Source organism: Sandaracinobacteroides sp. A072 (assembly GCF_052616365.1).
In genome coordinates this window covers 60362-85015 of the sequence record NZ_JBQXGU010000003.1, presented here as the reverse complement: position 1 = coordinate 85015, position 24654 = coordinate 60362, and the positions used below count along the sequence as shown (strand labels likewise).

Annotated in this window: 21 protein-coding genes; 11 read left to right on the top strand and 10 right to left on the bottom strand. The window is 65.8% G+C overall.

The genetic code is table 11. The features are described from left to right. Positions 1-67 precede the first annotated feature (67 nt). The 5 genes from ACUJ46_RS09380 (at position 68) to ACUJ46_RS09360 (ending at position 4931) form a co-directional block, all read left to right on the top strand. On the top strand, positions 68-1486 hold the full coding sequence (locus ACUJ46_RS09380) for an NAD(P)H-dependent flavin oxidoreductase (RefSeq protein ID WP_445390221.1): 1419 nt from the start codon (positions 68-70) through the stop codon (positions 1484-1486). A 126-nt stretch (positions 1487-1612) separates the two neighbouring features. Continuing rightward, positions 1613-2362 carry an electron transfer flavoprotein subunit beta/FixA family protein gene (locus tag ACUJ46_RS09375; protein ID WP_445390220.1) on the top strand — a complete coding sequence of 250 codons (750 nt, stop codon included), beginning with the start codon at positions 1613-1615 and terminating at the stop codon, positions 2360-2362. After that, positions 2359-3303 (top strand): electron transfer flavoprotein subunit alpha/FixB family protein, encoded by a 945-nt coding sequence (locus ACUJ46_RS09370; RefSeq protein WP_445390219.1) that lies wholly within the window; start codon positions 2359-2361, stop codon positions 3301-3303. The genes ACUJ46_RS09375 and ACUJ46_RS09370 overlap by 4 nt, the downstream gene beginning before the upstream one ends. A gap of 268 nt (positions 3304-3571) precedes the next feature. Next, positions 3572-3892 (top strand): HPF/RaiA family ribosome-associated protein, encoded by a 321-nt coding sequence (locus ACUJ46_RS09365; RefSeq protein ID WP_445390218.1) that lies wholly within the window; start codon positions 3572-3574, stop codon positions 3890-3892. A gap of 172 nt (positions 3893-4064) precedes the next feature. Beyond that, on the top strand, positions 4065-4931 hold the full coding sequence (locus tag ACUJ46_RS09360; RefSeq protein WP_445390217.1) for a 3-hydroxybutyryl-CoA dehydrogenase: 867 nt from the start codon (positions 4065-4067) through the stop codon (positions 4929-4931). Positions 4932-5022: 91 nt separating this feature from the next. Here ACUJ46_RS09360 and rbfA read toward each other — a convergent pair whose 3' ends face one another. The 5 genes from rbfA to ACUJ46_RS09335 form a co-directional block, all read right to left on the bottom strand. After that, positions 5023-5460 (bottom strand): 30S ribosome-binding factor RbfA, encoded by a 438-nt coding sequence (gene rbfA / locus ACUJ46_RS09355; RefSeq protein WP_445390216.1) that lies wholly within the window; start codon positions 5458-5460, stop codon positions 5023-5025. After that, positions 5457-8426, bottom strand: coding sequence for a translation initiation factor IF-2 (gene infB / locus ACUJ46_RS09350; RefSeq protein WP_445390215.1), 2970 nt, complete (start codon positions 8424-8426; stop codon positions 5457-5459). Before infB ends, rbfA begins: the two co-directional genes overlap by 4 nt. Continuing rightward, a complete protein-coding gene (locus ACUJ46_RS09345; protein ID WP_445390214.1) occupies positions 8423-9145 on the bottom strand; it encodes a DUF448 domain-containing protein in 723 nt (240 codons plus the stop codon). The genes infB and ACUJ46_RS09345 overlap by 4 nt, the downstream gene beginning before the upstream one ends. Before the next feature lie 66 nt (positions 9146-9211). Continuing rightward, positions 9212-10762: a transcription termination factor NusA gene (gene nusA, locus ACUJ46_RS09340; protein ID WP_445390213.1), complete on the bottom strand. Its 1551-nt coding sequence runs from the start codon at positions 10760-10762 to the stop codon at positions 9212-9214. Between the two features lie 10 nt (positions 10763-10772). Further along, positions 10773-11387, bottom strand: a complete 615-nt coding sequence (locus ACUJ46_RS09335) for a ribosome maturation factor (RefSeq protein ID WP_445390212.1) — start codon at positions 11385-11387, stop codon at positions 10773-10775. A gap of 171 nt (positions 11388-11558) precedes the next feature. Here ACUJ46_RS09335 and hisG point away from each other — a divergent pair, with 171 nt between their 5' ends. Further along, entirely contained in the window at positions 11559-12209 is a 651-nt protein-coding gene (gene hisG / locus ACUJ46_RS09330) for an ATP phosphoribosyltransferase (protein WP_445390211.1), read from the top strand. Further along, positions 12209-13498, top strand: coding sequence for a histidinol dehydrogenase (hisD, locus tag ACUJ46_RS09325; protein WP_445390210.1), 1290 nt, complete (start codon positions 12209-12211; stop codon positions 13496-13498). The genes hisG and hisD overlap by 1 nt, the downstream gene beginning before the upstream one ends. A 14-nt stretch (positions 13499-13512) precedes the next feature. Here the strand turns inward: hisD and ACUJ46_RS09320 are convergent, their stop codons facing one another. The 4 genes from ACUJ46_RS09320 to ACUJ46_RS09305 all read right to left on the bottom strand — a co-directional run bounded on the left by ACUJ46_RS09320 (position 13513) and on the right by ACUJ46_RS09305 (position 16935). Next, positions 13513-14349 carry a PaaI family thioesterase gene (locus ACUJ46_RS09320; RefSeq protein ID WP_445390209.1) on the bottom strand — a complete coding sequence of 279 codons (837 nt, stop codon included), beginning with the start codon at positions 14347-14349 and terminating at the stop codon, positions 13513-13515. A 19-nt stretch (positions 14350-14368) separates the two neighbouring features. Further along, on the bottom strand, positions 14369-15457 hold the full coding sequence (locus ACUJ46_RS09315; protein WP_445390208.1) for a phosphotransferase: 1089 nt from the start codon (positions 15455-15457) through the stop codon (positions 14369-14371). 134 nt (positions 15458-15591) lie between these two features. Further along, the gene (locus ACUJ46_RS09310; RefSeq protein WP_445390207.1) at positions 15592-16110 is read right to left on the bottom strand and encodes a ferritin-like domain-containing protein; all 519 of its coding nucleotides are present in this window, start codon (positions 16108-16110) and stop codon (positions 15592-15594) included. A 174-nt stretch (positions 16111-16284) separates the two neighbouring features. Next, on the bottom strand, positions 16285-16935 hold the full coding sequence (locus tag ACUJ46_RS09305) for a peroxiredoxin (protein WP_445390206.1): 651 nt from the start codon (positions 16933-16935) through the stop codon (positions 16285-16287). 227 nt (positions 16936-17162) lie between these two features. On the opposite strand from ACUJ46_RS09305, the gene ACUJ46_RS09300 reads away from it, so the two are divergent. Further along, positions 17163-17702: a cupin domain-containing protein gene (locus tag ACUJ46_RS09300; RefSeq protein ID WP_445390205.1), complete on the top strand. Its 540-nt coding sequence runs from the start codon at positions 17163-17165 to the stop codon at positions 17700-17702. Between the two features lie 42 nt (positions 17703-17744). On the opposite strand, the gene ACUJ46_RS09295 is transcribed toward ACUJ46_RS09300, so the two are convergent. Beyond that, complete coding sequence (locus ACUJ46_RS09295; RefSeq protein WP_445390204.1) at positions 17745-18611, bottom strand: universal stress protein; 867 nt, start codon at positions 18609-18611, stop codon at positions 17745-17747. A gap of 274 nt (positions 18612-18885) precedes the next feature. Here ACUJ46_RS09295 and ACUJ46_RS09290 point away from each other — a divergent pair, with 274 nt between their 5' ends. The 3 genes from ACUJ46_RS09290 (at position 18886) to ACUJ46_RS09280 (ending at position 24588) form a co-directional block, all read left to right on the top strand. Then, positions 18886-20631: a cation:proton antiporter gene (locus ACUJ46_RS09290; RefSeq protein WP_445390203.1), complete on the top strand. Its 1746-nt coding sequence runs from the start codon at positions 18886-18888 to the stop codon at positions 20629-20631. A 19-nt stretch (positions 20632-20650) separates the two neighbouring features. Continuing rightward, positions 20651-23395 carry a cation-transporting P-type ATPase gene (locus ACUJ46_RS09285; protein WP_445390202.1) on the top strand — a complete coding sequence of 915 codons (2745 nt, stop codon included), beginning with the start codon at positions 20651-20653 and terminating at the stop codon, positions 23393-23395. 92 nt (positions 23396-23487) lie between these two features. After that, entirely contained in the window at positions 23488-24588 is a 1101-nt protein-coding gene (locus ACUJ46_RS09280; protein WP_445390201.1) for an NAD-dependent epimerase/dehydratase family protein, read from the top strand. Positions 24589-24654 lie beyond the last annotated feature (66 nt).

Genomic DNA, 24654 nt, shown 5'->3' with positions numbered 1-24654 from the left:
GAACCCGGACAATTTGATGCAAGCATTTCGTCGCACCTGCTGCTAAGGCAGGGCCGATACAGGAGACATGATGCAGGCCTTGAACGCGCTCACCATCGGCGGACGCCAGTTTCTACCCCTTGTCGAAGGCGGCAAGGGCGTATCCGCCACCAACCACCAGTCGTCCGGCGCATGGGCGCGCGCGGGCGGTCTTGGCACGATTTCCGCCGTCAACGCTGACAGTTACGACGAGAACGGCGATGTAATTCCGCAGGTCTATCACAGCCCCACACGCCCCGGCCGCCACGAGGAACTGGTGGCCTATGCCATCGACGGCGCAGTCCAGCAGGTGAAGCGGGCCTATGATCTCGCGGCGGACGAGCTGCGGGCCGGGCGCGGCGCGCTCAACATCAACGTGCTGTGGGAAATGGGCGGCGCCCAGCGGGTGCTGGAAGGCGTGCTGGAGCGCACGAAAGGCATGCTGCATGGTGTCACCTGTGGCGCGGGCATGCCCTACAAGCTGTCCGAGATCGCGGCGCGCCACGGAGTCCACTACTATCCGATCATCTCTTCCGGCCGCGCCTTCCGCGCGCTCTGGAAGCGCGCCTATTCCAAGGCCAGCGAATGGCTCGGTGCCGTTGTCTATGAAGACCCCTGGCTTGCCGGTGGCCACAATGGCCTTTCGAACGCCGAGGATCCGCGCAAGCCGCAAGACCCTTACCCGCGCGTGAAGGAACTGCGCGATGTCATGCGCGAGGGCGGCATCCCCGACAGCGTGCCCATCGTGATGGCCGGCGGCGTCTGGTACCTGCGGGACTGGGCGCACTGGCTCGACAACCCCGAGCTTGGCACCATCGCCTTCCAGTTCGGCACGCGGCCGCTGCTTACGCAGGAAAGCCCGATTCCCGATGCTTGGAAGGCGCGGCTGCCGCTGCTGGAGGAAGGTGACATCCTGCTGCACCGCTTCTCGCCCACGGGCTTCTATTCCTCGGCCGTGCGCAACAGCTTCCTTCGCAACCTCGAAGGGCGCTCGGAACGGCAGATCGCCTTCTCGACCGAGGCTGCCGGAGACCATCAGTTCGAACTGGACGTGGGCGTCGGGCGCAAGCGTTATTTCGTCACGCGCGATGATCTCAACCGTGCGCGGGAATGGCATGGCGCGGGCTTCGACATGGCGCTGAAGACGCCCGACAACACGCTGGTGTTCGTCAGCACCGCCGAGGCGAAGCTGATCCGCAAGGACCAGGCCGATTGCATGGGCTGCCTCAGCCACTGCGCCTTTTCGGCCTGGAAGGACCATGACGACTTCACCACCGGCTATCTCGCCGATCCGCGCAGCTTCTGCATCCAGAAGACGCTGCAGGCGATCGCCCATGGCGAGGATCCGGAGCATGAGCTGATGTTCGCCGGCCACGCCGCCTTCAACTTCCGCACCGATCCCTTCTATTCCAACGGCTTCATCCCGACGGTGAAGCAGCTGGTGGACAGGATCCAGACGGGCGACTGAGCCTTCAGCATCGAACCGGGGCTGCCTGCGTCAACTGTCAGCCCCCCTGTTCGTTGACTCGGGCGCGCCTGTTGCGCATGGAGCAGCCATCATTTCTCGCGAAGCAGCCTGGGAGCATAAAAGCCCATGAAGATACTCGTGCCCGTCAAGCGGGTCGTCGATTACAACGTCAAGGTCCGCGTGAAGCCGGACCAGACCGGTGTCGAACTCGCCAACGTGAAGATGAGCATGAACCCCTTCGACGAAATCGCCGTCGAAGAAGCGGTACGGCTCAAGGAAAAGGGCGTGGCGACCGAAGTCGTCGTCGTGTCCGTCGGCCCGGCCCAGTCGCAGGAAACGCTGCGCACGGCGCTGGCCATGGGTGCTGACCGCGGCATTCTCGTCACCGTCGACGGCCCGACCGAGAGCCTCGCCGTTGCCAAGCTGCTGGCGAAGATCGCCGGCGAGGAAAACCCGAACCTCGTGATCCTCGGCAAGCAGGCGATCGACGACGACGCCAACCAGACCGGCCAGATGCTGGCGGCGCTTCTGGGCTGGGCGCAGGGCACCTTCGCCTCGAAGGTCGACGTCGAGGGCGAAACGCTGAATGTCACCCGTGAAGTGGACGGCGGCCTCGAGACGGTCGCGCTCAAGATGCCGGCCATCATCACCACCGACCTCCGCCTCAACGAGCCGCGCTATGCGTCGCTTCCGAACATCATGAAGGCGAAGTCGAAGCCCATCGCCAACAAGACCCCGGCGGATTATGGCGTCGATGTCACGCCCCGCCTCAGCACCCTGAAGGTGACCGAGCCGCCGAAGCGCCAGGCCGGCATCAAGGTGAAGACGGTCGACGAACTCATCCAGAACCTCAAGACTGCGGGAGCCATCGCGTGAGCATCCTGGTCCTTTCCGAACATGACAACCAGAGCCTGAAGGACGCCACCCTCGCCGCCGTATCGGCTGCCACCGCGCTTGCCGGTTTCGCCGGCGGCGAAGTGCATGTGCTGGTGGCCGGCAAGGGCTGCGCGGGCGTGGCCGACGAAGCCGCGAAGATCGAAGGCGTCTCCAAGGTGCTGCTGGCGGATGATGCCGCCTATGAAGCCGCCCTTGCCGAGAATGTCGCCCCGCTCGTGGCCGGCCTGATGGCGAACTATGACGCGCTCGTGTCGCCTGCCACCTCGCGCGGCAAGAACATCAGCCCACGCGTTGCGGCCCTGATCGATGTCGCCCAGATCTCCGACATCCTGTCGGTGGAAGCGGCTGACACCTTCACTCGTCCGATCTATGCCGGCAACGCCATCGCGACCGTCAAGACTTCGGATGCGAAGAAGGTGATCACCGTGCGCGGCACCGCCTTCCAGAAGGCCGCGGCCACCGGCGGTTCCGCTTCCGTCGAAGCCGTGAGCGGTGCCGGCGATGCCGGCCTTTCCACCTTCAAGGGTGCGGAGCTGACCGTTTCGGCCCGTCCGGAACTGACCAGCGCCAAGATCATCGTCTCGGGAGGTCGCGCGCTCGGCTCGGGCGAGAAGTTCACCGAAGTGATCGAACCGCTGGCTGACAAGCTGGGCGCGGGCGTCGGCGCATCGCGCGCTGCGGTCGATGCCGGCTATGTGCCGAACGACTATCAGGTCGGCCAGACCGGCAAGATCGTCGCCCCGGAACTCTATGTCGCCGTCGGCATCTCGGGCGCCATCCAGCACCTCGCCGGGATGAAGGACTCGAAGATCATCGTCGCCATCAACAAGGATGAGGAAGCCCCCATCTTCCAGGTGGCGGACTTCGGCCTCGTGGGCGATCTCTTCCAGGTCGTGCCCGAGCTGACGTCCAAGCTCTGACAGGCCATCTCAGCCCCGGCCTGACGGCTGGGCGGAGGCATATGGCATGCAGGACCAGCCTTGCATGCCAGCATCATGAAGACAGGGCAGCCGTGACAAGCGGCTGCCCTTTCTGTTTCTGCCTTTCCCCGCATAAAAGGCCGGGAAGCCATCGAAAAAAGGCCCATGAGTCGCCATATGAAAGGGAAGGGCAGCTTCCTTGATGGCGTTGTCCGGATCGTAAGGCCGCTGGCCTGCCACCTTGTTCAAATGAAAGGGCCCGGAAACGATGGACTTCCAGTTTAACACCGCCAACGACATCACAGGCGACGATGATGTTCGCGCACGGGTCGAGGCATCCATTCGCCAGAAGCTGGCCCGCATCGCCGAAGACATCACCCGTGTCGAACTGCACGTCAGGGACTTCAACGGCCAGCGTGGCGGCACCGACAAACGCGCCGTGCTGGAAATCCGCCCGCGTGGATATGACCCCATCAGCGTGAGCCATGACGCGGCCACAGTCGATCTTGCGGCCAATGGCGCTGCCGACAAGGCGCTGACAGCCTTTGATCGCGAAATGGGCCGGCGCACCAACCGCAAGGGTCACTGAGGCACTGGCTGAAGCCCGCTTTGCAGCCGGCTTCAGCCTGATTGCCTGTTCTCGCGGCCGGCCTGCTCGATAGTGGCCGGCCCCGCCCCGCGCCCAGTCGGCGCAGCGCTGTTGTGCCGGCCGGGTGCGGGCGCTACCACGCGCCTTGTCACAGCAACGCGAGGGCGCAATCATGATTATCGGCATCATCGGGGCAGGCATGATGGGGCAGGGCATTGCCCAGGTTTCGGCGGCGGCCGGCCACAGGGTCATGCTGTCGGAGATTTCCCAGGAGCGCGCGGACGCCGGAAAGGCCGCCATCGGCAAGCAGCTTGACCGCCAGGTGGCACGCGGCAACCTCACGGCTGACGAGGCGCAGGCGCTGCTGGCGCGCATAGCGCCCGCCGGCGACATGGACGGCTTCGGCACTGCCGACATGGTGATCGAGGCGGCGACCGAGAATGTCGGCCTGAAGCAGAAGATCTTCTCCGGCCTTGCCGGAAAGCTTTCGCCTGACTGTCTGCTGGCCAGCAACACCTCTTCCATTTCCATCACCATGCTGGGCGCCAGCACGGATCGCCCCGACCGCTTTCTGGGCCTGCACTTCTTCAACCCCGTGCCTGTGATGAAGCTGGTGGAGATCATTCCGGGCCTTGCGACATCGGATGCCAGCCGCACGGCCGCGCGCGCCTATATCGAGACGCTGGGCAAGATCGCCATCCTTTCGGAGGACAGCCCGAGCTTCATCGTGAACCGCATTCTCTGCCCGATGCTCAACGAAGCCATTTTTGCGCTTGGCGAGGGCGTGGGCAGTGTCGAGGACATCGATACCGGCATGCGGCTTGGCGCAAACCATCCCATGGGGCCGCTCACACTCGCCGATTTCGTGGGCCTCGATACGCTGCACGCCATCATGCTGGTGATGCAGGAAAGCACGGGTGATCCGAAATACCGCCCGGCGCCGCTTCTTACCAAATATGTCGAAGCCGGCTGGTATGGCCGGAAGAACGGGCGCGGCTTCTACGACTACAGTGGCGAAAAGCCTGTTCCGACACGCTGATCCGCTGTTTCGCTGGCAAGAGAAAGGGGGCTGGCAGCAGATGCCGGCCCCCTTTCATGTTGCATGCACGCTGCGGCGGGCGTGCTCTAGCTCAACTGATCTCGCCGTCTTCGTCAAGAAGGCTGGGCGGGGCATTCTCTCCGAGATCGCGTGCCACCGCGGGTGCGCGCAGCAGGGCGTCGATGCGCGCGGCTTCGGCAAAGCTTTCATCCACCCGGAAATGGACTTCGGCGGCATATTTCGTGTTCACCCGCCGGGCCAGTTCGCCCTTCAGGCGCTTTGCATGGGCGTTCAGCGCCTTCAGCACTGCGGCCTCATCCTCGGGCGAGCCGCCTACCGGCATGATATAGGCCGTCGCGTGCCTGAGGTCGGGCGATACCCGCACTTCGGAGACGGAGACGATGTGCCGGTTCAGCACATCGTCCCGGATATCCCCGCGCGCCAGCACATCGGCCAGCACGTGGCGCATGGCTTCGCCCACCTTCAGGGTCCGGACCGAGCGGCCCTCTCTGTCTGGCTTGTGCTTCACAGGCTGCGCAGACGCTCCTCGACCTCGAAGGTCTCGATCACGTCACCGACCTGGATGTCCTGGAAGTTTTCCAGCCCGATGCCGCACTCATAGCCCTTCTCGACCTGGGTGACATCATCCTTGAAGCGCCGCAGCGACGCGATCGAGCCATTGTAGACGATGACATCGTCACGCAGCACGCGCGCCTTGAGGTTGCGCTTGATATAGCCCTCGGTGACGAGGCAGCCGGCAGCCTTGCCGAACTTGCCGGCCTGGAAGACTTCGCGGATATCCGCGCGGCCCACCACATTCTCGAAATATTCCGGCCCGAGCTTGCCAGCCATCCCGGCCTTCACTTCGTCGAGCAGGTCGTAGATGATGTCATAATATTTCAGCGGTACGCCGGCCTGATGCGCGGCTTCCCGTGCCTTGGCGTTGGCGCGCACGTTGAAGCCGATGATGAGGGCGCCCGAAGCCCGTGCCAGCGTGACATCGGATTCGGTGATCGCACCCACGCCCGAATGCAGCACGCGCACGCGGATCTCGTCAGTCGACAGCTTGTTGAGCGCCGAGACGATCGCCTCGGTTGAGCCATGGACATCGGCCTTGACGACAACGGGGAATTCCATCGCCTTCTTCTCGGCCATGGCCGAGAACATGGATTCCAGGCTCGCCGGCTGGGCCGCGGTGCGCTTGGTAAGGGCGACCTGCTGGCGATAGTCCGCGATCTCGCGGGCCCGGGCCTCGTTTTCAACGACGCTCAGCGTATCGCCGGCCTGCGGCACGCCCGAAAGGCCGAGCACCTCGACGGGCAGGGAAGGCGGTGCTTCCTTGATCGTCTGGCCCTTGTCGTTCACCAGCGCGCGCACCTTGCCCCATTCGGTGCCGACGACGAAGATGTCGCCGGTGCGGAGCGTCCCGCGCCGGATGAGAACCGTGGCGAGCGGGCCGCGGCCCTTGTCGAGCTTGGCTTCCACGACCGTTGCCTCGGCCATCCGGTCCGGGTTGGCCTGCAGATCGAGAAGCTCTGCCTGCAGCAGGATCTTTTCAGCCAGCTCCTCGAGGCCGGTGCGCTTCAGTGCCGAGACTTCCACATCCTGGACTTCGCCGCCCATGGCCTCGACCTGCACATCGTGCTGGAGGAGGTCCGTGCGGACGCGATTGGCATCCGAGCCGGGCTTGTCCATCTTGTTGATGGCCACGATCATCGGCACATTGGCCGCCTTCACATGGTTGATCGCCTCGATGGTCTGCGGCTTGATGCCGTCGTCACCGGCAACCACCAGCACGACAATGTCTGTCGCGTTGGCGCCGCGGGCGCGCATTTCGGTGAAGGCCTCGTGGCCGGGCGTATCGAGGAAGCTGATCTTCTCCCCGGACTTCAGGGTCACCTGATAGGCGCCGATGTGCTGGGTGATGCCACCGGCTTCACCCGCCACGACATCGGTGCCGCGCAGCGCGTCGAGCAGGGAGGTCTTGCCATGATCGACATGGCCCATGATCGTCACGACCGGCGGGCGCGGCTTCATGTCCTCGGGGCGGTCGGCTTCGCCCTCGATGCCGAGTTCGACGTCAGCGTCGGACACGCGCTTGATGATGTGCCCGAATTCGGTGACGAGAAGTTCGGCCGTATCCTGATCGATCGAAGCGTTGATCGTGGTGGGCATGCCCATCTTGAACAGCGCCTTCACGAGGTCGGCGCCGCGTTCGGCCATGCGGTTCGCAAGCTCCTGCACGGTGATAACCTCGGGCACCTGCACTTCGCGCTGGGTGCGGGGCTGGGCCGTGTTGCCGCCGCCATGAGCGGAACGCTTCTGCTTTTCCGACGCACGGCGCATGGAGGCAAGCGAACGGCCACGGAAGCCGTCGTCGCCGCCGAGCGCACGCGTGATGGTGAGCTTGCCGGGGCGGCGCTCATCCACGCGCGGGCGGCTGGGCTTGGCCGGCGGTTCGGGCGTGCGCCGGGTCAGGCGGCCGGCAGGGCCACTGCGCGCTGTGTCTTCTTCCTCGACGACGGCCGGCTTGGGCGGAGCTTCGGCTGCACGCCTTGCTTCCTCGGCGGCGCGTGCGGCCTCCTCGGCTTCGGCGCGGGCCTTTTCCTCAAGGCGCCGACGTTCGGCCTCCTCGCGCTCGGCGCGCTCGCGCACCTCGCGGATGCGGGCTTCCTCGGCGAGTTGCAGCCGCTCTTCCTCGGCAAGGCGCATCAGCAGTTGCGAGCGCTCGCGCGGGGTGAGACGCGGGTTGGAAAGGGCCTTCTGCAAGGCCGTCAGTTCAGGCTTTTGCGGCGCAGGCTTTGCAGCCGGCTGTGCCTTCGGGGCCGGCGCGGGCTTTGCCACGGGCTTGCCGGCATCCGGCTTCTGCCCGGCCTGGGCGGTCGGAGCGGCCTTGGCGGGCTCTTCCGTCTTCGCGACGGGTGTTCCGGTCACGGCCTCCGGCTCTGGCGTGGCAGGCTCGGCCGGCTTTTCAGCCATAGGCGCTTCCGTCTCCGGTTCCTCGGGCATGGCTGCTTCCGGCTTTGCCACTTCGGCAGCCTTCCCGACCTCAGGAGCAGGAGCAGGAGCCGCTTCGCTGGCCGGGGTGGCCGCTTCTTCGGCAGCATCCGCTTCGCCCTGACGCGCGGTCGCGGGGCGTGGCTCATCCTTCGGCAACGGATCATCCGTCATCACGTGGAAAGGCGGCGGCGGCGCCTTGGGCATGGCCGGTGGCACAGCCGGAGCAACAGAGGATGCCTCAGGCGTCGCAGGCGACAGCTGTTCAGCCGCCGGGGTTTCCGTGCGGGCGAACGGGGCATCCTCGTGCTGGGCCGCCTCGGCGCTGGCCGGGGCAGGCTCACCGGGCTTGCGAAGCACGCGGGCCTTCTTGGTTTCGACCACAACCTTGTGGGTGCGGCCGTGGCTGAAGCTCTGCTTCACCTGGCTCACCTCGGTAGTGCGTTTCACCCCGAGTTGCGGCCTCAAGCCCAGCTTCGGCTTTTCCTCTTCGCTCATTCCCGTCCTTCGTCGTTCCGCCGGCTGGGCCCATGCCCGCCGTCGTTCAAATTTCCATCGCTGCCATGAAAGGACAGCCAGCGCGTGACATCTGTTGCGATCCGCGCTGCCGCCTTGCCATCGGTGACGCCTATATGCACTATATTGTCACGACCGAGCGCCCGAGACAAGGCGACCCGCCCGCATGGCAGGTGCGTGACATCCTTCATGTCGCCCCCGCCGCTGCGGAAGGCCTGGTTCAGCTTCTGTGTCCCGTCTTCGGCCGCATCACCTGCGTGCAGCAGCAGATGCAGCCTTCCGGCGCGCGCATGTTCCGTGATCCTGTCAGACCCGAAGATGAGGTGCCCGGCGCGATGTTCAAGGCCAAGCCTGTCGAGCGCGCGCCTTTCCAGCCCCTGGGCGATTCGATCCGCGATATCGGCCGGAATTGCCGGTGGACTGGCGCGGAAGGCACGCGCCAGCGCGCCCTTGAGGCGGCCCTTCGCCATAGCGGCCTCGAGGGCCGGGCGATCCGGCGCAACCCAGGCGCCACGGCCGGGCAGGCGGGCGCCAAGGTCCGGCCACAGTGCGCCGTCAGGCCCCTCGACAAGACGGATGAGCCCGGCGCGCGGTCCATGGATACCCGACAGGATACAACGGCGCTCCGGCTCTTGCCGGGACGCCGATGTCTCGTCGGGGCGGTCTTCGATTACCGCATCTGGGGTGTCATCGGAGGCCATGCGCGTGTGCGCCCTCCCTGACATGCGGTCGGCGGGCCGGCCTGGGGTATGAGCGGGGCGCGGGCATCAGGCGGCGCTCTCCTCGTCGGCGAACCAGTGCTGGCGCGCGGCCATGATGATGGCGTTGCCATCTTCGACGGAGATGTTGAACGCGGCAAGGATGCCGGCCGGAATGTCGCGGCGCTTGTCGCCCTTGCCGATCAGTTCGTCGGTGGAAAGGTCGGCAAGGTCATCGAGCGTGTGGATGCCCTTCTGGCCAAGGCGCAGCAGCATTTCCTCGGTCAGGCCGGGGATCTCGCCGAGCGCATCCTCGACACCGAGCGCGCGGCGCTGGTCACGATAGCCGGCTTCGCGGCGCTCCAGCGCTTCTTCGGCGCGGCGCTGCAGTTCGGATGCGATTTCCTCGTCCAGCCCTTCGATGGAGGCGATTTCATCCGTCTCCACATAGGCGACTTCCTCGAGGCTGGTGAAGCCTTCGGCCACCAGCAGCTGGGCCAGCGTCTCGTCCAGTTCAAGCTCGCGCTCGAACAGCTCCGAACGCTCGACGAATTCCTTCTGGCGCTTCTCGCTTTCGGCGGCTTCCGTCAGGATGTCGATCTGGTGGCCCGTGAGCTGGCCGGCAAGGCGCACATTCTGGCCGCGGCGGCCAATGGCGAGGCTCAGCTGGTCGTCCGGGACGACCACTTCGATGCGGTTGTCCTCCTCGTCGATCACCACCTTGGAGACCTGTGCCGGCTGCAGGGCGTTGACGACGAAGGTCGCCGTGTCGGGCGACCAGGGAATGATGTCGATCTTCTCGCCGGCCAGTTCCTGCACCACGGCCTGTACGCGGCTGCCGCGCATGCCGACGCAAGCGCCGACAGGGTCGATGGAACTGTCGTGGCTGAGCACGCCGATCTTGGCGCGGCTGCCCGGATCGCGGGAGCAGGCCTTGATCTCGATGACCCCATCGTAGATTTCCGGGACTTCCTGCGCGAACAGCTTCTTCATGAATTCCGGATGCGCGCGGGAAAGGAAGATCTGCGGGCCGCGGTTTTCACGGCGCACCTGCGTGACAATGGAGCGCACCCGGTCGCCGACGCGCAGCACTTCGCGCGGGATCTGCTGGTCACGCCGGATGACGCCCTCGGCACGGCCAAGGTCGACGACGACATGGCCGAATTCCACCCGCTTCACGACGCCGGTGATCAGTTCGCCCTGACGGTCCCTGTATTCCTCATACTGGCGCTCGCGCTCGGCATCGCGAACCTTGGTGACGATCACCTGCTTGGCGGCCTGCGCCGCGATTCGGCCGAACTCGATCGGGGGCAGGGGGTCGACGATGAAGTCGCCGACCTTCACGTCCTTTTCACGCTCGGCTGCGTCGACAAGGCTGATCTGCTTGAAATAGTCTTCCGGTTCCTCGACGACTTCGAGAACCCGCCACAGGCGCAGGTCGCCACCGCGCGGGTCGATCTTGGCGCGGATGTCGTTTTCGGCGCCATAGCGGGCGCGGGCGGCGCGCTGGATCGCTTCTTCCATCGCCTCGATGACGATCATCCGGTCGATGGACTTCTCGCGCGCGACGGCGTCGGCGATGGCGATCAGTTCTGCCTTGTTGGCGGCAATCGGGTTCATCGTTCGTCCCTCAGTTCCTGAGCGTGCCGGGCGCGCTTGCGGCTCCGTCCCCGCCCTCATGATCCTCGTCGTTCTGGTCTTCGTCGAATCCGCCGTCGATTTCCTCGATCTCGTCCGCGCCTTCGGCCGAAAGCGGCTGGGTTGCGGCGATGAGGGCGTCGGTCAGAAGCAGTTTTGCCGTGGCGATGCCGGAAAAGGGCAGGCGCACCTCGCCGATTCCGTCCACGACGATCAGGATGTCGGTGCCGTCGATTCCCTTCAGCGGCCCCTGGAAGCGCTTGCGGTCGGCCCCGTTCATGGGAATGCCTTCGGCCAGCTCGATTCGCGCCAGATGGCCCGCCCAGCGGTCATAATCCTTCAGGCGGGTGAGCGGCCTGTCGATTCCGGGGGAAGAGACTTCCAGCACATATTCGACCGGAATCGGATCCGCCTCGTCGAGCAGGGCGGACAGCCGCCGCGAGACACGGGCGCAATCATCCACCAGCATCTGGCCTGTCGCCGGGTCTTCCAGCATGATCTGGAGGGTCAGCGTCGGCCCCTCGATCAGCGCCACGCGCACGAGTTCGAACCCGGCGGCTGTCACCTCCGGCTCGATCAGGCGCTTCAGTTCGGCAATATCCGTCATACCGGCTGCCCATGTCCTTCGTTGGCGCGACCCCGAATCGGCCATGGCCTCCCTGGCCCCCGGCCGGCTGGCCGAAGGTTCCGGGAAGCAAAGCTTTCGGGAAGTGCGGCGCATATACGCGCTCGGGGCCATTGCCGCAAGGGCATTGCCTGTGCAAAGGCAGCCTCCGTCATGACACCTCTTGTCCTTGCCCTGCCGAAGGGTCGTATCCTGAAGGAAGCGTTGCCATTGCTGGCAGCCGTCGGGATCGAGCCCGAGCCCGCCCTGTTCGACGAGGACAGCCGCGCGCTGCGCTTTGCCACCAACCGGCCGGATCTTTCCATCATCCGCGTCCGCAGTTTCGATGTCGGCACGTTCGTCGCCTTCGGGGCAGCGCATCTCGGAATCGTCGGCAATGACGTGATTGCGGAATTCGCCTATTCCGAACTCTATTCGCCCGTCGATCTCGGCATCGGGCGCTGCCGGCTCTCGGTGGCGGAACCCGTCGGCACGCCTCCCGTGGGGCAGGAAAGCCATGTCCGCGTGGCGACCAAATATCCGCACCTGACCCAGGCTCATTATGCCGCCCAGGGCATCCAGGCCGAATGCGTGAAGCTGAATGGCGCGATGGAGCTTGCGCCGCTTCTCGGCCTGGCGCCGCGCATTGTCGATCTCGTCTCGACCGGGCGCACCCTGAAGGATAACGGCCTCGTCGAGCGCGAGATCATCCTCGAGGTGACGTCGCGCCTCGTGGTCAACCGCGCCGCCTTCAAAACCTTGCCTTCCGTGGTGGGCCTGGTCGATGCCTTCCGCGCGCTGGCGGCGCCTGCCAGGGCCGCCTGATGCAGCGCCTGTCGACACGCCAGCCGGAATTCGCCGCCCGCTTCCGGGCGTTGGTGGAGGACACGCGCGACCCGGATCGCGGTGTCTCTGGCCAGGTTTCCGCCATTCTCGACCGGGTGCGTCAGGAAGGCTTCGCCGCCGTCGCCGAGCTGACGGGCCGGTTCGACCGCGTGGTGATCGATGCCGGAAGCGTCGAGGTGAACCCGGCCGAGCGCGCCGCCGCCATGGCTCTCGTGCCGGATGACCAGCGCCGGGCGCTGGAACTGGCCGCCGAACGGATCCGTGCCTTTCACCGTGCGCAGCGACCTGCCGATGGCGCCCATATGGACGATGCCGGTGTGCGCGCCGGCTGGCGCTGGACTGCAGTGGATCGCGCCGGCCTTTACGTGCCCGGTGGCCGGGCCGCCTATCCGTCCTCCGTCCTGATGAACGCCATTCCGGCGCAGGTGGCCGGTGTTGATGAACTGGTGATGGTGACGCCCACGCCCGATGGCCGGCTCAACCCGCTGGCCATGCTGGCAGCCGAGCTTTCAGGCGTTTCGCGCATTTTCCGCATCGGCGGCGCGCAGGCGATCGCGGCGCTGGCCTATGGCACGGCGCCCATTCCGCGCTGCGACATGATCGTCGGGCCGGGCAATGCCTGGGTGGCCGAGGCCAAGCGCCAGCTATACGGCACCGTCGGGATCGACATGGTGGCCGGGCCTTCGGAAATCCTCGTCATCGCCGATGCATCGGCCCGCCCGGACTGGATCGCGGCCGATCTCCTTTCACAGGCCGAACATGACCCGGTGGCGCAATCCATCCTGATCACGGACAGCCCGACGCTTGCCGATGCCGTCGCCCAGTGGGTGGAACGGCTGCTGCCCCGGCTGCAAACGCAGGATACCGCGCGCGAGAGCTGGGAAGGCTATGGCGCCATCATCGAGGTGGCCGAGCTTGGCGAGGCCATTCCGCTCGCCAATGCGCTGGCGGCTGAACATCTGGAACTGATGCTGGCGGACCCTGCGCCCTTCTTCGAAGGCATACGCCATGCCGGCTCCATCTTCCTCGGGAGCCACACGCCGGAGCCAATCGGAGACTATATCGGCGGGCCGAACCATGTGCTGCCGACGGGGCGGCGCGCGCGCTTTTCGGGCGGCCTCGGCGTCCACAACTTCATGAAGCGGACGACATGGCTGGAAGTCGGGCGGACCGGTTTCGACGCGCTTGCCGATGCAACGGCGACACTGGCCGACGCCGAAGGGCTTTCGGCCCACGCGCTTGCCGTGCGGATCCGGCGCGAGGCCTGACAGCCGCCGAAGCTTCAGGGCTGGGCGTAGCTGGCCTGGGCTGTGGCCAAAGTCGGGCCGTCCTTGTGGAAGACGCGTGCCGAGATGAAGCTGCAGGCCCGGCCACGCCGGTCGGGGCCGGCTTCCGAAAGCAGGGGTTCCGCGCCCAGCACCGGGCGGAGGTAGCGGATGAGGATGGTGGAAAGCCATTTGTCGCGGGCCTCGCCATCGCGCCGGGCTTCGGCCTCGCAGGCAGCCATCAGCAGGGCAGCCGTTGCCCCGCCATGCACGACATTGCCGCTTTCCCAGCCGAGGATCGCCCGGTTACCGGCGCGCAGCCGCGGGGCTTCCTCTTCACCATCCAGGCCGATCAGCTGCTCGAAGGGGCCGTCGAGCGTTGCCGGGTCGAGCGGCCGGAGCCTGTCGTAAGCGGGCGGTGCGCCACCCGGATAGCCGCCGACACGGAAGAGGCCGCTTGCCGTGGCGACGAGCCGGCCGCTGCCGTCATGTACGTCGCCGTCCACATTGCCGGAGCGGTCGGTCAGGATCTTCACCCGCGAATCCATGGTGAGCGGCCCTTCGGCCATCGGGCCGGGCGCAAAGCGGATCAGAAGGTCATAGGTCGACATGCCGGCCCCGTCCGGGATGACCGTGGCAAGCGCATGGGCCAGCCCCTGGTCGGTCAGCCCGCCCAGCACAAGGGGGTGTGGGCGCGCGTCCGTCGCGCTCGTGGCGGTCAGTGGCGAGGCCGGGATCCGAACCACAGTCCTGCCGCCGCCCGATTCCAGCGTTTCGAGGCCGATTGCATTCTGGAAGGGGGTGAAGCCAAAGAGGCGCGCACGCTCCGGGGACATTCCGGTTGCGGTGTTCATGGCCTTGTCCTGCCGATGGTCAGTTGAAGAGGGCAAGGCAGTCGTGATCCTCGATGAACTGGCAGCCGCCTTCGGCCATGCGCAGGAACATGGCGTCTCCACGTTCGGTCCGGCCTGTCTTGACCGAGGCGAACACGGCCGTCATCGCACCATGCAGCCCTTGCTCCCGGCAATCCTGCCGCAGCGTATCCATGGTGTAGCCGCGCACGCCGTGGCGGGCGAGTTCGTCGAGATAGAGCGCCAGAAGCTCGTCCTCGTGCCGGCGTCGCAAGTCCACGCTCAGCCCGGCGGTCAGGTAATAGGCGACATCGACGGCCCCGGGGGCGCGTGTCGGGGTCTGCCAGTCGACGATGGCGAGGGGTTCCGCCCCACCCTTGATGTCGAACAGCATGTTGTCGAGCCGGAAATCGCCATGGGTGATGGTGAAGTTGCGCGGCTCCTTCGGCGCACTCGTCAGGGATGCTTCCACCACTTTCTCGCAGATGGCCATATGGGATGCTGAAAGCTGGCCCTCGTAGCGGCGGTGGAACTCGGCGATGCAGTCCGGCAGGCTTGCGTGAACCAGTTCGCGCACCGCGAGATTTTCCCCCAGCCATTCTTCCTTCAGGAGCGCCGGGTCGTTCCAGCGCGGGCCGTGCAGGGCGGCCGCCTGGATCATGGCCTGGCGGGCATCGTCGAGCGAGCCGCCCTTCAGCTGGTCGCCACCGCGGGCCGGGGAGAGATCCTCCATCAGGATCAGGAATTCTCCGGTTTCCGGCACGATGCCGGCGAAGTGGCAGCCTGGCGCCCGAACGTCGACGGTCGGGGCCAGTTCGCGGTAAAAGCGCACTTCCTTTTCATAGATGCCCAGGAACAGCCCGGTCTGGCGGCTTTCCTCGCTGGGCGACGCGAATTTCGCGACAAGGCTTTCCGGCCCGTCCTCGGGATTGTCATAGGAAAGGGCGAGGCGGATCGAATCCCCCAGCATCCCCGCGCCGACCGAGCGTGTCTCGAAGCCGGTAACCCGGCCCGTGCGCAACAGGCCGCGCGTGCGCAGTACGCCTGTCAGCCATTCGGCAGTCATTTCATTGATCGTTTTCGGAAATTCGCCCGTAATCGGTGCCGGCATTCTCGCCATGTCGTTCCTCTCCCAAGGAGGACGATCCTAGGCTTGTGCCAATTTCATGAAACTCCAAAAGCCGAGAGGCGCATTTCAACGCGCCCTCTGACAGCCAGCCCCTGAAATCCCGCCCCTGAAAGCGCTCAGTCCTGGCGTCTGCGGCCATGCCGGTGGCGCCGGCCCCTTCCGCGACCCTCTCCACAGCCCTGACCCCCGCCTTCCCCGCACGCCGGGGCATCGGCGGGCAGCGCTTCACCTGCTTCCAGCCGGGCGAGATGGCGGCGGAAGGCCGGCAGATGCCTTTCGCGCGATGCGTTCTGCAGCCGCTCCAGCACCTTGCGGGCGGCGGGATCCGTCACCGATGGCAGCAGCCGGTCGAAAATGGCGATGTTCTCGATTTCGCCTGCAATGGCCTGGCGGCAGGCGTCGACCAGGCTTTCGGGCGGGGCGATGCGGCCGGGCCAGGGGTTTGGCGGCGGTGGCGCGCCGAGCCGATCGAACTGGCGTATCAGCGCTGCGGCGTGGCGGCGTTCCGCCTTGATGATGTTGGAGAAGGGGCGGACCGGCCCGAAACGGTCGATCACGGCCGCATAGGTCGCTTCGGCCTTGCGCTCGTCGTCAAGCGCTTCGGCAAGGATTCCGAGAAGACTTGTCCTGTCCATGGCTGCTGCCTCCATGCCTGCTGCCTAAAGACCGGTTCTGGCCCGGTTCTGGCCCGGCTCAGGTCGGGCTGGGGGCCAGCGGCGCATCGACCTGCTGCGGCCTTGCGTTCCGTAAAATGGGTGACGCACCCGGCCGCAAGGCCGGATGCACCACGCCTGCCCGAAAGCGGGGTTTCAGAGTTTCCGGGTGCTGAAATACCAGTCAACCGTGTTGTAGCCTTCGCCCGCGCGGGCTTCGGCGGCCGGCGCCGTCTGCGGCGGCGGCACGATCACATCCTGGCCGGGTTGCCAGCCTTCGGGCGTTGCCACCTTGTTGGCATCGGCTGTCTGCAGGGCCTGCATCAGGCGCACGAACTCGGCGATAGAGCGCCCGTTCGACATGGGGTAATAGACCATGGCGCGCATGATGCCTTCCGGGTCGATGAAGAAGGTGGCCCTGACTGCCTGCGTGTCGGATGCGCCGGGGTGCACCATGCCATAGGCCGAAGCCACGTTCATCGAGATGTCCTCGATGATGGGGAAGGGAATATCGACCCCGAACTTTTCCTTGATGCTGCGCACCCAGGCGATGTGGGCATAGTTGGAATCGATCGACAGGCCGAGAAGCTCGGTGTTCATCGCCTTGAACGTATCGGCCTCGCGCGCGAAGCCCATGAATTCGGTGGTGCACACGGGCGTGAAATCGGCGGGGTGGGAGAAGAGGATCAGCCACTTGCCACGATAGTCGGACAGCTTCTTCTCGCCATGGGTCGTCTTGGCCTTGAAGTCGGGGGCGGGCTCGTTGATCCGCGGCATCGACTGGGTCTGGGGGGTTGTTTCAGTCATCCAGGCTCTCCTTCACTCTGGCTTCATCCCTCATATCATGATTTCATAATATTTGAATATCAAAAGGCCGGTCAGTCTGATCGGCCTTGTCGATGAAGCTGGTTGTCCCGTCAGGCTTGACCAATTGCGCCCTGCAGACGAACATCACTGGTGGAGAGAAGGCCGGCCACTGCCGGCACAGCCGTCATGATCGGGAGACAGGGGCGGCGAAGCGGGAGATATGCATCATGGCAAGCGAAGCCGTCAGCCAGCAGGGCGACACACCGCGTTTCAGCATCTTCCGGGCAGCCGATGCCCCGGATTTCAGCGAGGTGGATTGCATGGAGCCGGTGGGGCTTACGCCTGTCATCATGGAAGGGATCGAGCGCGCGACCGCCGAGGGCGCGGCCGAGGGCAATATCGTGAAGCTCCTCTTTTCCATGCCCGGCATGAGCCTGACCTACGCCTGGTTCAAGAGCGGCTTTCCCCTGCCACTGCACAGCCACAACGCCGACTGCCTCTATTACATCATCGCCGGCTCGCTGAAGCTTGGCACGGAGGAACTGGGGCCGGGTGATGGCTTTTTCGTCGGGACGGATGTTCCTTATACCTATACGCCCGGGCCGGACGGCGTGGAGGTGCTGGAGTTCCGCACCGCCCATGAATTCGACATCCGCTTCCTTGGCAAGACCGCGACCTACTGGGACAAGACCGTCGAGACCCTGCGTCGCCAGCGCGCAGGCTGGGCCGGGGAAAAGCCGCCCAGCGCCAGCTTCGCAAAGGCCTGAGCAAGCAGCCATGCGCGCCTATGTCATCGTCGGGCCCTGGCGTCAGGCAGCGGCAGGTGCGGGCGGGATGGCAAGGACATCGACCGGCGCGGCGCGCAGAACATGTTCGGTCGCACTGCCGAGCAGCAGCTTGGCCATGCCTGTCCGGCCATGGGTCGATACGACGATCAGGTCGCTCCCGATTTCGGCGGCGGTGCGCAATATGTCATTTCCGGCCGTTGTTTCCTCGGGGCGGAGGATCTGCCGGGCATGGGCCAGCCCGGCCTTCGCCAGATGCCCGGCCAGTTTCTGCGCCGCTGCCCGGCTTTCCTCCTCGAGATAGTTTGCACGGCCTTCCGCCGCCAGGCTGTACCCCATGGAGAGGCGCAGGGCCGGGGCCGGGAAGATGTGCAGCGCCGAGAGGGCGGCATTGTCGCAAAGGCCCAGCCTTGCGTGATCCTTGAGAGCGTCGAGGGCGATGTCCGACAGGTCTGTTGTCAGCAATATGTGGCGATAGGGGGCCACGGGGGCAGCATTCACCATCAGCACCGGGCAGGCCGCCGAACGGATGACCCGCTCGGCTGTCGTGCCGATGAAGATGTCCTTCAGCAGGTGGCGCCGGTGCGGTCCCATCACCAGCAGGTCGGGCCGCGCTTCGCGCGTGGCGATGGCGATGCCCTCGAACGGGTCCGCCAGCAGGATCCGTGTCCCAGCCTGCAGCCCGTCAACGGCCGACAGCGTGGCGGCGGCTTCCTGCAACAGGGTCTCTGCCGCCGCCCTGTCATTGTCGATGATGCGTCTGGGCTGGTCGTCGTCGATCACATGGACAAGGCTGAGGGATGCGCCGGTCGATCGCGCCAGCAGGGTTGCACGCCTGAGCGCCCGGTCAGACCGTTCGGAGAAATCCGTGGCCACCATGATCGATTTCACAGCCTTCATCCTTTCAGTGCCCACGAATATTCATCCGTTTGCCATATGTGGTTCATAGCATGGAAAATGCCGTTGCGCGCAAGCTCCTCCCTGGGCCAAGGTCTGCCGGCAGCTTTCATTTCTCGGCAAGACAGGAATATAAACGGGTGACAGGCGAGACTGACAGAAGGGCTTTCGGGCAGTCAATCCATGACAGGGCAGGCGGCTTTCCTGTCATCGCACGCGCCCGGTGCATCGCATCAGCTTCCCTGGCAGGCAGGGGGCTTCCGATCTGATGGAAGGGATTCTGCAAACCCCCTTCGGCGAAGTCTCGGGGCTTCTCGTCATTGCTGCGGCCATCGGTTTTCTGGGCCTCCTGCTCCGGCAGCCGCTCATTGTCAGCTTCATCGCCGTGGGGCTCATTGCCGGGCCGTCCGGTTTCGATCTCGTCCAGTCGGACGAGCAGATCGCGCTTCTGTCCGAACTCGGGATCGCGGTCCTTCTGTTTCTCGTCGGCATCAAGCTTGACGTGAAGCTCATCCGCTCGCTGGGCACGGTCTCCCTGTTCACCGGGCTGGGGCAGGTCGCGTTCACCTCCATCTTTGGCTACCTGATCGGCCTTGCCCTGGGGCTTGGCCATGTAACCAGCCTCTATGTGGCTGTGGCGCTTACCTTTTCCTCCACCATCATCATCGTCAAGCTGCTGTCCGACAAGCGGGAGATCGATTCCCTTCACGGCCAGATCGCGCTGGGGTTCCTCATCGTCCAGGATCTGGTGGTGGTGCTGGCGATGATCCTTCTGTCCGCCATCGGCATCGGCGCCGGGGGGCATGGCGGCACGGAGGGGTCGCTCCTGTCCGCCCTTGGCGCCGGCATCGGCCTTGTGGCGCTTGTCGTCTTCCTCGTGCGCTACATCGCCGATCCGCTGACCGAGCGTCTCGCCATGGCCCCGGAACTGCTGCTGATCTTTTCGATCGCGCTTGCCGCCATCTTCGCGGCGATCGGTGATTACGCGGGCCTCGGCAAGGAAGTCGGTGGCCTGCTTGCCGGCGTGGCGCTGGCCTCCACCCCCTATCGCGAGACGATCGCGGCAAGGCTTGCGCCGCTGCGGGATTTCCTGCTGCTCTTCTTCTTCATCGCGCTGGGCGCAACGCTCGACCTGTCGCTCCTCGGCACGCATGTCTGGGGCGCGATCATCTTTTCCCTGTTCGTCCTTATCGGCAATCCGCTGGTCGTGCTCGCCATCATGGGGGCCATGGGCTACCGCAAGCGCACCGGCTTTCTCGCCGGCCTGACGGTCGCGCAGATCAGCGAATTCTCGCTCATCTTCGTCGCCATGGGTGTCTCTCTCGGCCATGTCGGAGAGGATGCGCTGGGCCTCGTCACCATGGTGGGCCTCGTGACGATCGCGGCCTCGACCTACATGATCACCTGGTCGCACCAGCTCTACGCCTTATTCGAGCCCGTGCTCGGCATGTTCGAGCGCCGCGGCACCCCGCGCGAGCCGCACGATGCCATGCAGAAACCTGAACAGCAGGGCGGCATCATTCTGTTCGGTCTGGGGCGCTATGGTACGGCGATAGGGCTCAGGCTCAGGAAGCGGGGCATCCGGGTGCTCGGGGTTGATTTCAACCCGCAGGCCGTGCGGCGCTGGCGCGCAATGGGGCTGGAGGCCGAATTCGGAGACGCAACCGACCCCGAATTTCTTCTGGAACTGCCGCTGGACCGGGCAGACTGGACCGTCTGCACCATTCCCGCGCACCCCAGGGGCCTGTCCCATGAGGATACGCGCAAGACACTGATCCAGCTGGCCCGGAGCGCGGGGTTCAGCGGCCACTTCGCCATGGCGTCGCACGGATCCAATGAAACGCAGGAACTTCTGCGCGCCGGTGCCGATGTCGTTCTGGAACCCTTCCAGGATGCGGCCGACAGGGCTGTCGACCTTCTGTGCGGCACGGCCGTAGGGGAGAGGATCGCGATACCATCCATTCCGGCCGAGGAGCCGGAAGGATCGGGCGCATCCCGTGGAAAGAGAGCGTAAGCCAGCGGAGGGATAAAACATGGCGGCCGAAGGCAAGCAACAGCCTTTTCATGCACTGACGGCAGGCGAGGCGCTCAGCCGGCTTGAGGCCGATGCGTCCGGTCTTGCCGCTGCCGAGGCTGCGCGCCGCCTGGCGGAGCATGGCCCGAACCGCCTGCCGGAACCGCCGCGCAAAAACCCGGTCCTGCGCTTTCTTTCGCATTTCAACAATGTGCTCATCCACGTGCTGATCGCTGCTGCCGTGGTGACGGCGCTGCTGGGCCACTGGGTGGATACGGGCGTGATCCTGGCCGTGGTGGTGGTGAACGCGATCATCGGCTTCATCCAGGAAGGCCGGGCCGAGGATGCGATGAAGGCCATACGCGGCATGCTGGCCCCGCATTCGGCCGTGCTGCGCGATGGATGCCGCATCAGTGTCGACGCCAGCGACCTCGTGCCGGGCGACATCGTGCTCGTGGAAGCCGGGGACAGGGTGCCCGCCGACCTGCGGCTTCTGGAGGCGCGCGGCCTGCGTGTGGAAGAGGCCGTGCTCACCGGTGAATCCGTGCCGGTGGACAAGGGCGTGGCGCCGGTGGCGGACAGCGCGCCGCTGGGGGACCGCTCCTCCATGCTTTTCAGCGGCACGCTGGTCGCCGCCGGAACCGGCCGCGCCCTTGTCGTCTCGACAGGCAGCAACACCCAGATCGGGCGCATATCCGGCATGCTTTCCCGCGTGGAGCAGCTTGTCACGCCGCTTGTCCAGCAGATGGACAGCTTCGCACGCTGGCTGACCCTCTTCATCCTTCTCGTCGCCGGAGCCCTGCTGGCTTATGGAGTCTTCGTCGATCATATCGATTTCGGCGAAATCTTCATGGTGGTGGTCAGTCTTTCCGTTGCCGCCATTCCGGAAGGGCTTCCGGCTGTCCTCACGATCACGCTGGCAGTCGGCGTGCAGGCCATGGCGCGGCGCAACGCTATCGTCCGCCGCCTGCCGGCCATCGAGACGCTCGGCTCGGTTTCCGTCATCTGTTCCGACAAGACCGGCACGCTCACGCGCAACGAGATGGTCGCGGCCTCGCTTGCATCCGCCGGGCATGTCTTCGGCATTTCCGGCGATGGCTATGCCCCCGAGGGCGCGATCCGCTGGCAGGACGCCGATACCGACCCGGCCGACCACGCGATCCTGATGGAATTCGCCCTTGCCGCCGGCCTCTGCAACGACGCCATGCTGCGCCGGGCGGATGATGGCTGGCGGGTGGAGGGCGACCCGATGGAAGGGGCGCTGATGGCCCTGGCCGGAAAGATAAGCGGTGACGGGCCAACGCCCTTTTCAGGCTGGAAGCGGCTCGATGCCATCCCCTTCGATGCGGCCCACCGCTACATGGCGGTGCTGAGCCGGGACGGTGGCGGAAAGGCCTTCATCCACGCCAAGGGCGCGCCCGAGGCGATCATCGCGCTGTGCCAAGACCAGCGCGCCGAAGATGGCGGCACGGCGCCGGTCGACCCGGCGCACTGGGAGCAGCAGGTCGAGACGCTGGCCGCCGAAGGGCAGCGCGTGCTGGCGCTGGCGGTGCGCGCGGTTCCCGCCGGGCAGGAAAGCCTCGATGCCTCCGACCTCAGTGGCAAGCTCACGCTTGTCGGCCTTGTCGGCCTGATGGACCCGCCGCGCGCCGAGGCGATCGAGGCTGTGGCGGAATGCCATGCAGCGGGGATCCGGGTGAAGATGATCACCGGCGATCATGGCGCGACCGCGCGCGCCATCGCCGAAAGGATCGGCCTGAAGAACAGCGACCGCGTGCTGACCGGAACCGATGTCGAGGCGATGGATGACGGCGACCTCGCCGAAGCGGCCCTTTCGACCGACATCTTCGCCCGCACCTCCCCGGCGCACAAGCTGCGGCTGGTGACAGCCTTGCAATCGCGCGGGCTGACCGTGGCGATGACGGGGGACGGCGTGAACGACGCGCCGGCCCTGAAGCGCGCCGATGCCGGCATCGCCATGGGGCTTAAGGGAAGCGAGGCCGCCAAGGAAGCGGCCGACCTCGTGCTGGCTGACGACAATTTCGCCTCGATCGCCGCTGCCGTGCGCGAGGGGCGCACCGTCTATGACAATATCACCAAGGTCATCAGCTGGACCCTGCCGACCAACGCCGGCGAGGCCATGACCATCATCGTCGCCCTGCTGGCCGGCCTTGCCCTTCCGGTCACGGCGGTGCAGCTCCTCTGGATCAACCTCGTCACCGCCATCACGCTGGGCCTGGCGCTCGCCTTCGAGCCTTCGGAGAGCAGCACCATGCGCCGGCCGCCGCGCCCCAGGAACCAGCCGCTGCTGACAGGCGCCCTCATCTGGCACATCATACTGGTTTCAACCCTGTTCCTGCTGGCGGTCTTCGGCATCTATTCCTATGCGCTGGACAAGGGGCATGATCAGGCGCTCGCCCGGACAATGGCCATGAACATGCTGGTGGTGCTGGAGATCTTCCACCTCTTCTTCATCCGCAACATCCACGGAACCTCGCTGACCTGGGCCGCCGCCAAAGGCACGCGGATCATCTGGATCTGCATCCTGTCGGTGACGGCGGCGCAGTTGGCCATTACCTATCTGCCGCCGCTTCAGGCGATGTTCGGCACCCGATCCGTGCCGCTGGCAGACGGTTTCCTGATCGTGGGCGTGGGCGCCCTGTTCTTCGCGATCATCGAGACCGAGAAACAGATGCGCCTCGCCCTGCAGGGCCGGGGCGGCGAAGCGGGCGACGGCAGGGAAGGGGACGCCGCCCGGGCCTGACAATCTGCCGGTTGTTCCGCCCCGGGCGCCCGGCTAGCCTTCCCGTCGGGAGAGGCCGGGCGATGCCGTCCGGCGACGGGAGGAGAGACGGGATGGAAAAACGCGGAACGGTCCTGATTGCCGGGGCAAGCGGCGTGATCGGGCAGACGGCGGTTGCGCATTTCGCGCAATCGGGCGCGTGGGATGTCCTTGCGCTGTCGCGCCGGGTGCCGCCGGTCGATGCGCGCTTCACCCATCTGCCGCTCGATCTGACGGATGCCGGGGCCTGCGCGGCGGCGGCCGGGCAGTTCGCGCCGGTTACCCATCTTGTCTATGCCGCGCTCTACGAGAAGCCGGGCCTTTATGCCGGATGGCTCGAGCGCGACCAGATGGAACATAATTTGCTGATGATGCGCAACCTGATGGAGCCGCTGTGCGCGGCGGCTGGCGGGCTTTCGCATGTCAGCGCCTTTCAGGGCACCAAGGCCTATGGCGCCCACGTCCACCAGATCGCGGTGCCGGCGCGCGAAGACAGGCCGCGCGACAATCACGAGAATTTCTACTGGCTGCAGGAAGATTATCTGAAGGACAAGCGCCGGGGCGCGGGCTGGGGCCTCACCATCTGGCGGCCGCAGATCGTGTTCGGCGGCGCCACGGGGGTCGCCATGAACCTCATTCCGGTGATCGGCGCCTATGCCGCCATCTGCCGGGAACTGGGCAGGCCGCTGGCCTATCCGGGGCGGCCTGGTGGCGTTTCGGAAGCGGTGGATGCCGATCTCATCGCCCGCGCGCTTGGCTGGGCGGCCGAAAGCCCGGCCGCGCGGGACGAGACCTTCAACATCACCAACGGCGATGTCTTCGCCTTTGCCAATGTGTGGCCGGCGATTGCGCGGGCAGTCGGCATGGAGCCGGCCTTTGGCGCGCCTTTCAGCCTTGTCGGCTTTCTGGAGCAGCACCGCGAGACATGGGCGAGGATCGCCGGGCGCCATGGCCTGATCGAACCCGATCTCGACAGGCTGTTGGGGGAATCCCACCATTATGCCGACCTGCTGTTCGGCGTGCACGCCCCTGAAGAAGCTGAGCGCGCGCTCGTGCTGGTGAGCACCATCAAGCTGCGGAAGGCGGGCTTTGGCGACTGCGAGGATACGGAGGAAATGTTTGCGCGCTGGTTGCGCCGGATCGGCGAGGCGCGCGTCATCCCGCCATTTGGCTGACACACAATTCATTATCGTGGGCGACATGGCCGTTCAGGTCAACATGCCGAAACGCCAGCTTGGCGC

What these genes read in the sequence shown, in the direction of transcription:
- hisD (WP_445390210.1), top strand. Translation starts at nt 12,209, where the DNA reads ATGCAGCGCCTGTCGACACGCCAGCCGGAATTCGCCGCCCGCTTCCGG.
- nusA (WP_445390213.1), bottom strand. Translation starts at nt 10,762, where the DNA reads ATGAACCCGATTGCCGCCAACAAGGCAGAACTGATCGCCATCGCCGAC.
- infB (WP_445390215.1), bottom strand. Translation starts at nt 8,426, where the DNA reads ATGAGCGAAGAGGAAAAGCCGAAGCTGGGCTTGAGGCCGCAACTCGGG.
- ACUJ46_RS09305 (WP_445390206.1), bottom strand. Translation starts at nt 16,935, where the DNA reads ATGACTGAAACAACCCCCCAGACCCAGTCGATGCCGCGGATCAACGAG.
- ACUJ46_RS09310 (WP_445390207.1), bottom strand. Translation starts at nt 16,110, where the DNA reads ATGGACAGGACAAGTCTTCTCGGAATCCTTGCCGAAGCGCTTGACGAC.
- ACUJ46_RS09365 (WP_445390218.1), top strand. Translation starts at nt 3,572, where the DNA reads ATGGACTTCCAGTTTAACACCGCCAACGACATCACAGGCGACGATGAT.
- ACUJ46_RS09290 (WP_445390203.1), top strand. Translation starts at nt 18,886, where the DNA reads ATGGAAGGGATTCTGCAAACCCCCTTCGGCGAAGTCTCGGGGCTTCTC.
- ACUJ46_RS09375 (WP_445390220.1), top strand. Translation starts at nt 1,613, where the DNA reads ATGAAGATACTCGTGCCCGTCAAGCGGGTCGTCGATTACAACGTCAAG.
- hisG (WP_445390211.1), top strand. Translation starts at nt 11,559, where the DNA reads ATGACACCTCTTGTCCTTGCCCTGCCGAAGGGTCGTATCCTGAAGGAA.
- ACUJ46_RS09380 (WP_445390221.1), top strand. Translation starts at nt 68, where the DNA reads ATGATGCAGGCCTTGAACGCGCTCACCATCGGCGGACGCCAGTTTCTA.
- ACUJ46_RS09360 (WP_445390217.1), top strand. Translation starts at nt 4,065, where the DNA reads ATGATTATCGGCATCATCGGGGCAGGCATGATGGGGCAGGGCATTGCC.
- ACUJ46_RS09320 (WP_445390209.1), bottom strand. Translation starts at nt 14,349, where the DNA reads ATGAACACCGCAACCGGAATGTCCCCGGAGCGTGCGCGCCTCTTTGGC.
- ACUJ46_RS09335 (WP_445390212.1), bottom strand. Translation starts at nt 11,387, where the DNA reads ATGACGGATATTGCCGAACTGAAGCGCCTGATCGAGCCGGAGGTGACA.
- ACUJ46_RS09280 (WP_445390201.1), top strand. Translation starts at nt 23,488, where the DNA reads ATGGAAAAACGCGGAACGGTCCTGATTGCCGGGGCAAGCGGCGTGATC.
- ACUJ46_RS09315 (WP_445390208.1), bottom strand. Translation starts at nt 15,457, where the DNA reads ATGCCGGCACCGATTACGGGCGAATTTCCGAAAACGATCAATGAAATG.
- ACUJ46_RS09285 (WP_445390202.1), top strand. Translation starts at nt 20,651, where the DNA reads ATGGCGGCCGAAGGCAAGCAACAGCCTTTTCATGCACTGACGGCAGGC.
- ACUJ46_RS09300 (WP_445390205.1), top strand. Translation starts at nt 17,163, where the DNA reads ATGGCAAGCGAAGCCGTCAGCCAGCAGGGCGACACACCGCGTTTCAGC.
- ACUJ46_RS09345 (WP_445390214.1), bottom strand. Translation starts at nt 9,145, where the DNA reads ATGGCCTCCGATGACACCCCAGATGCGGTAATCGAAGACCGCCCCGAC.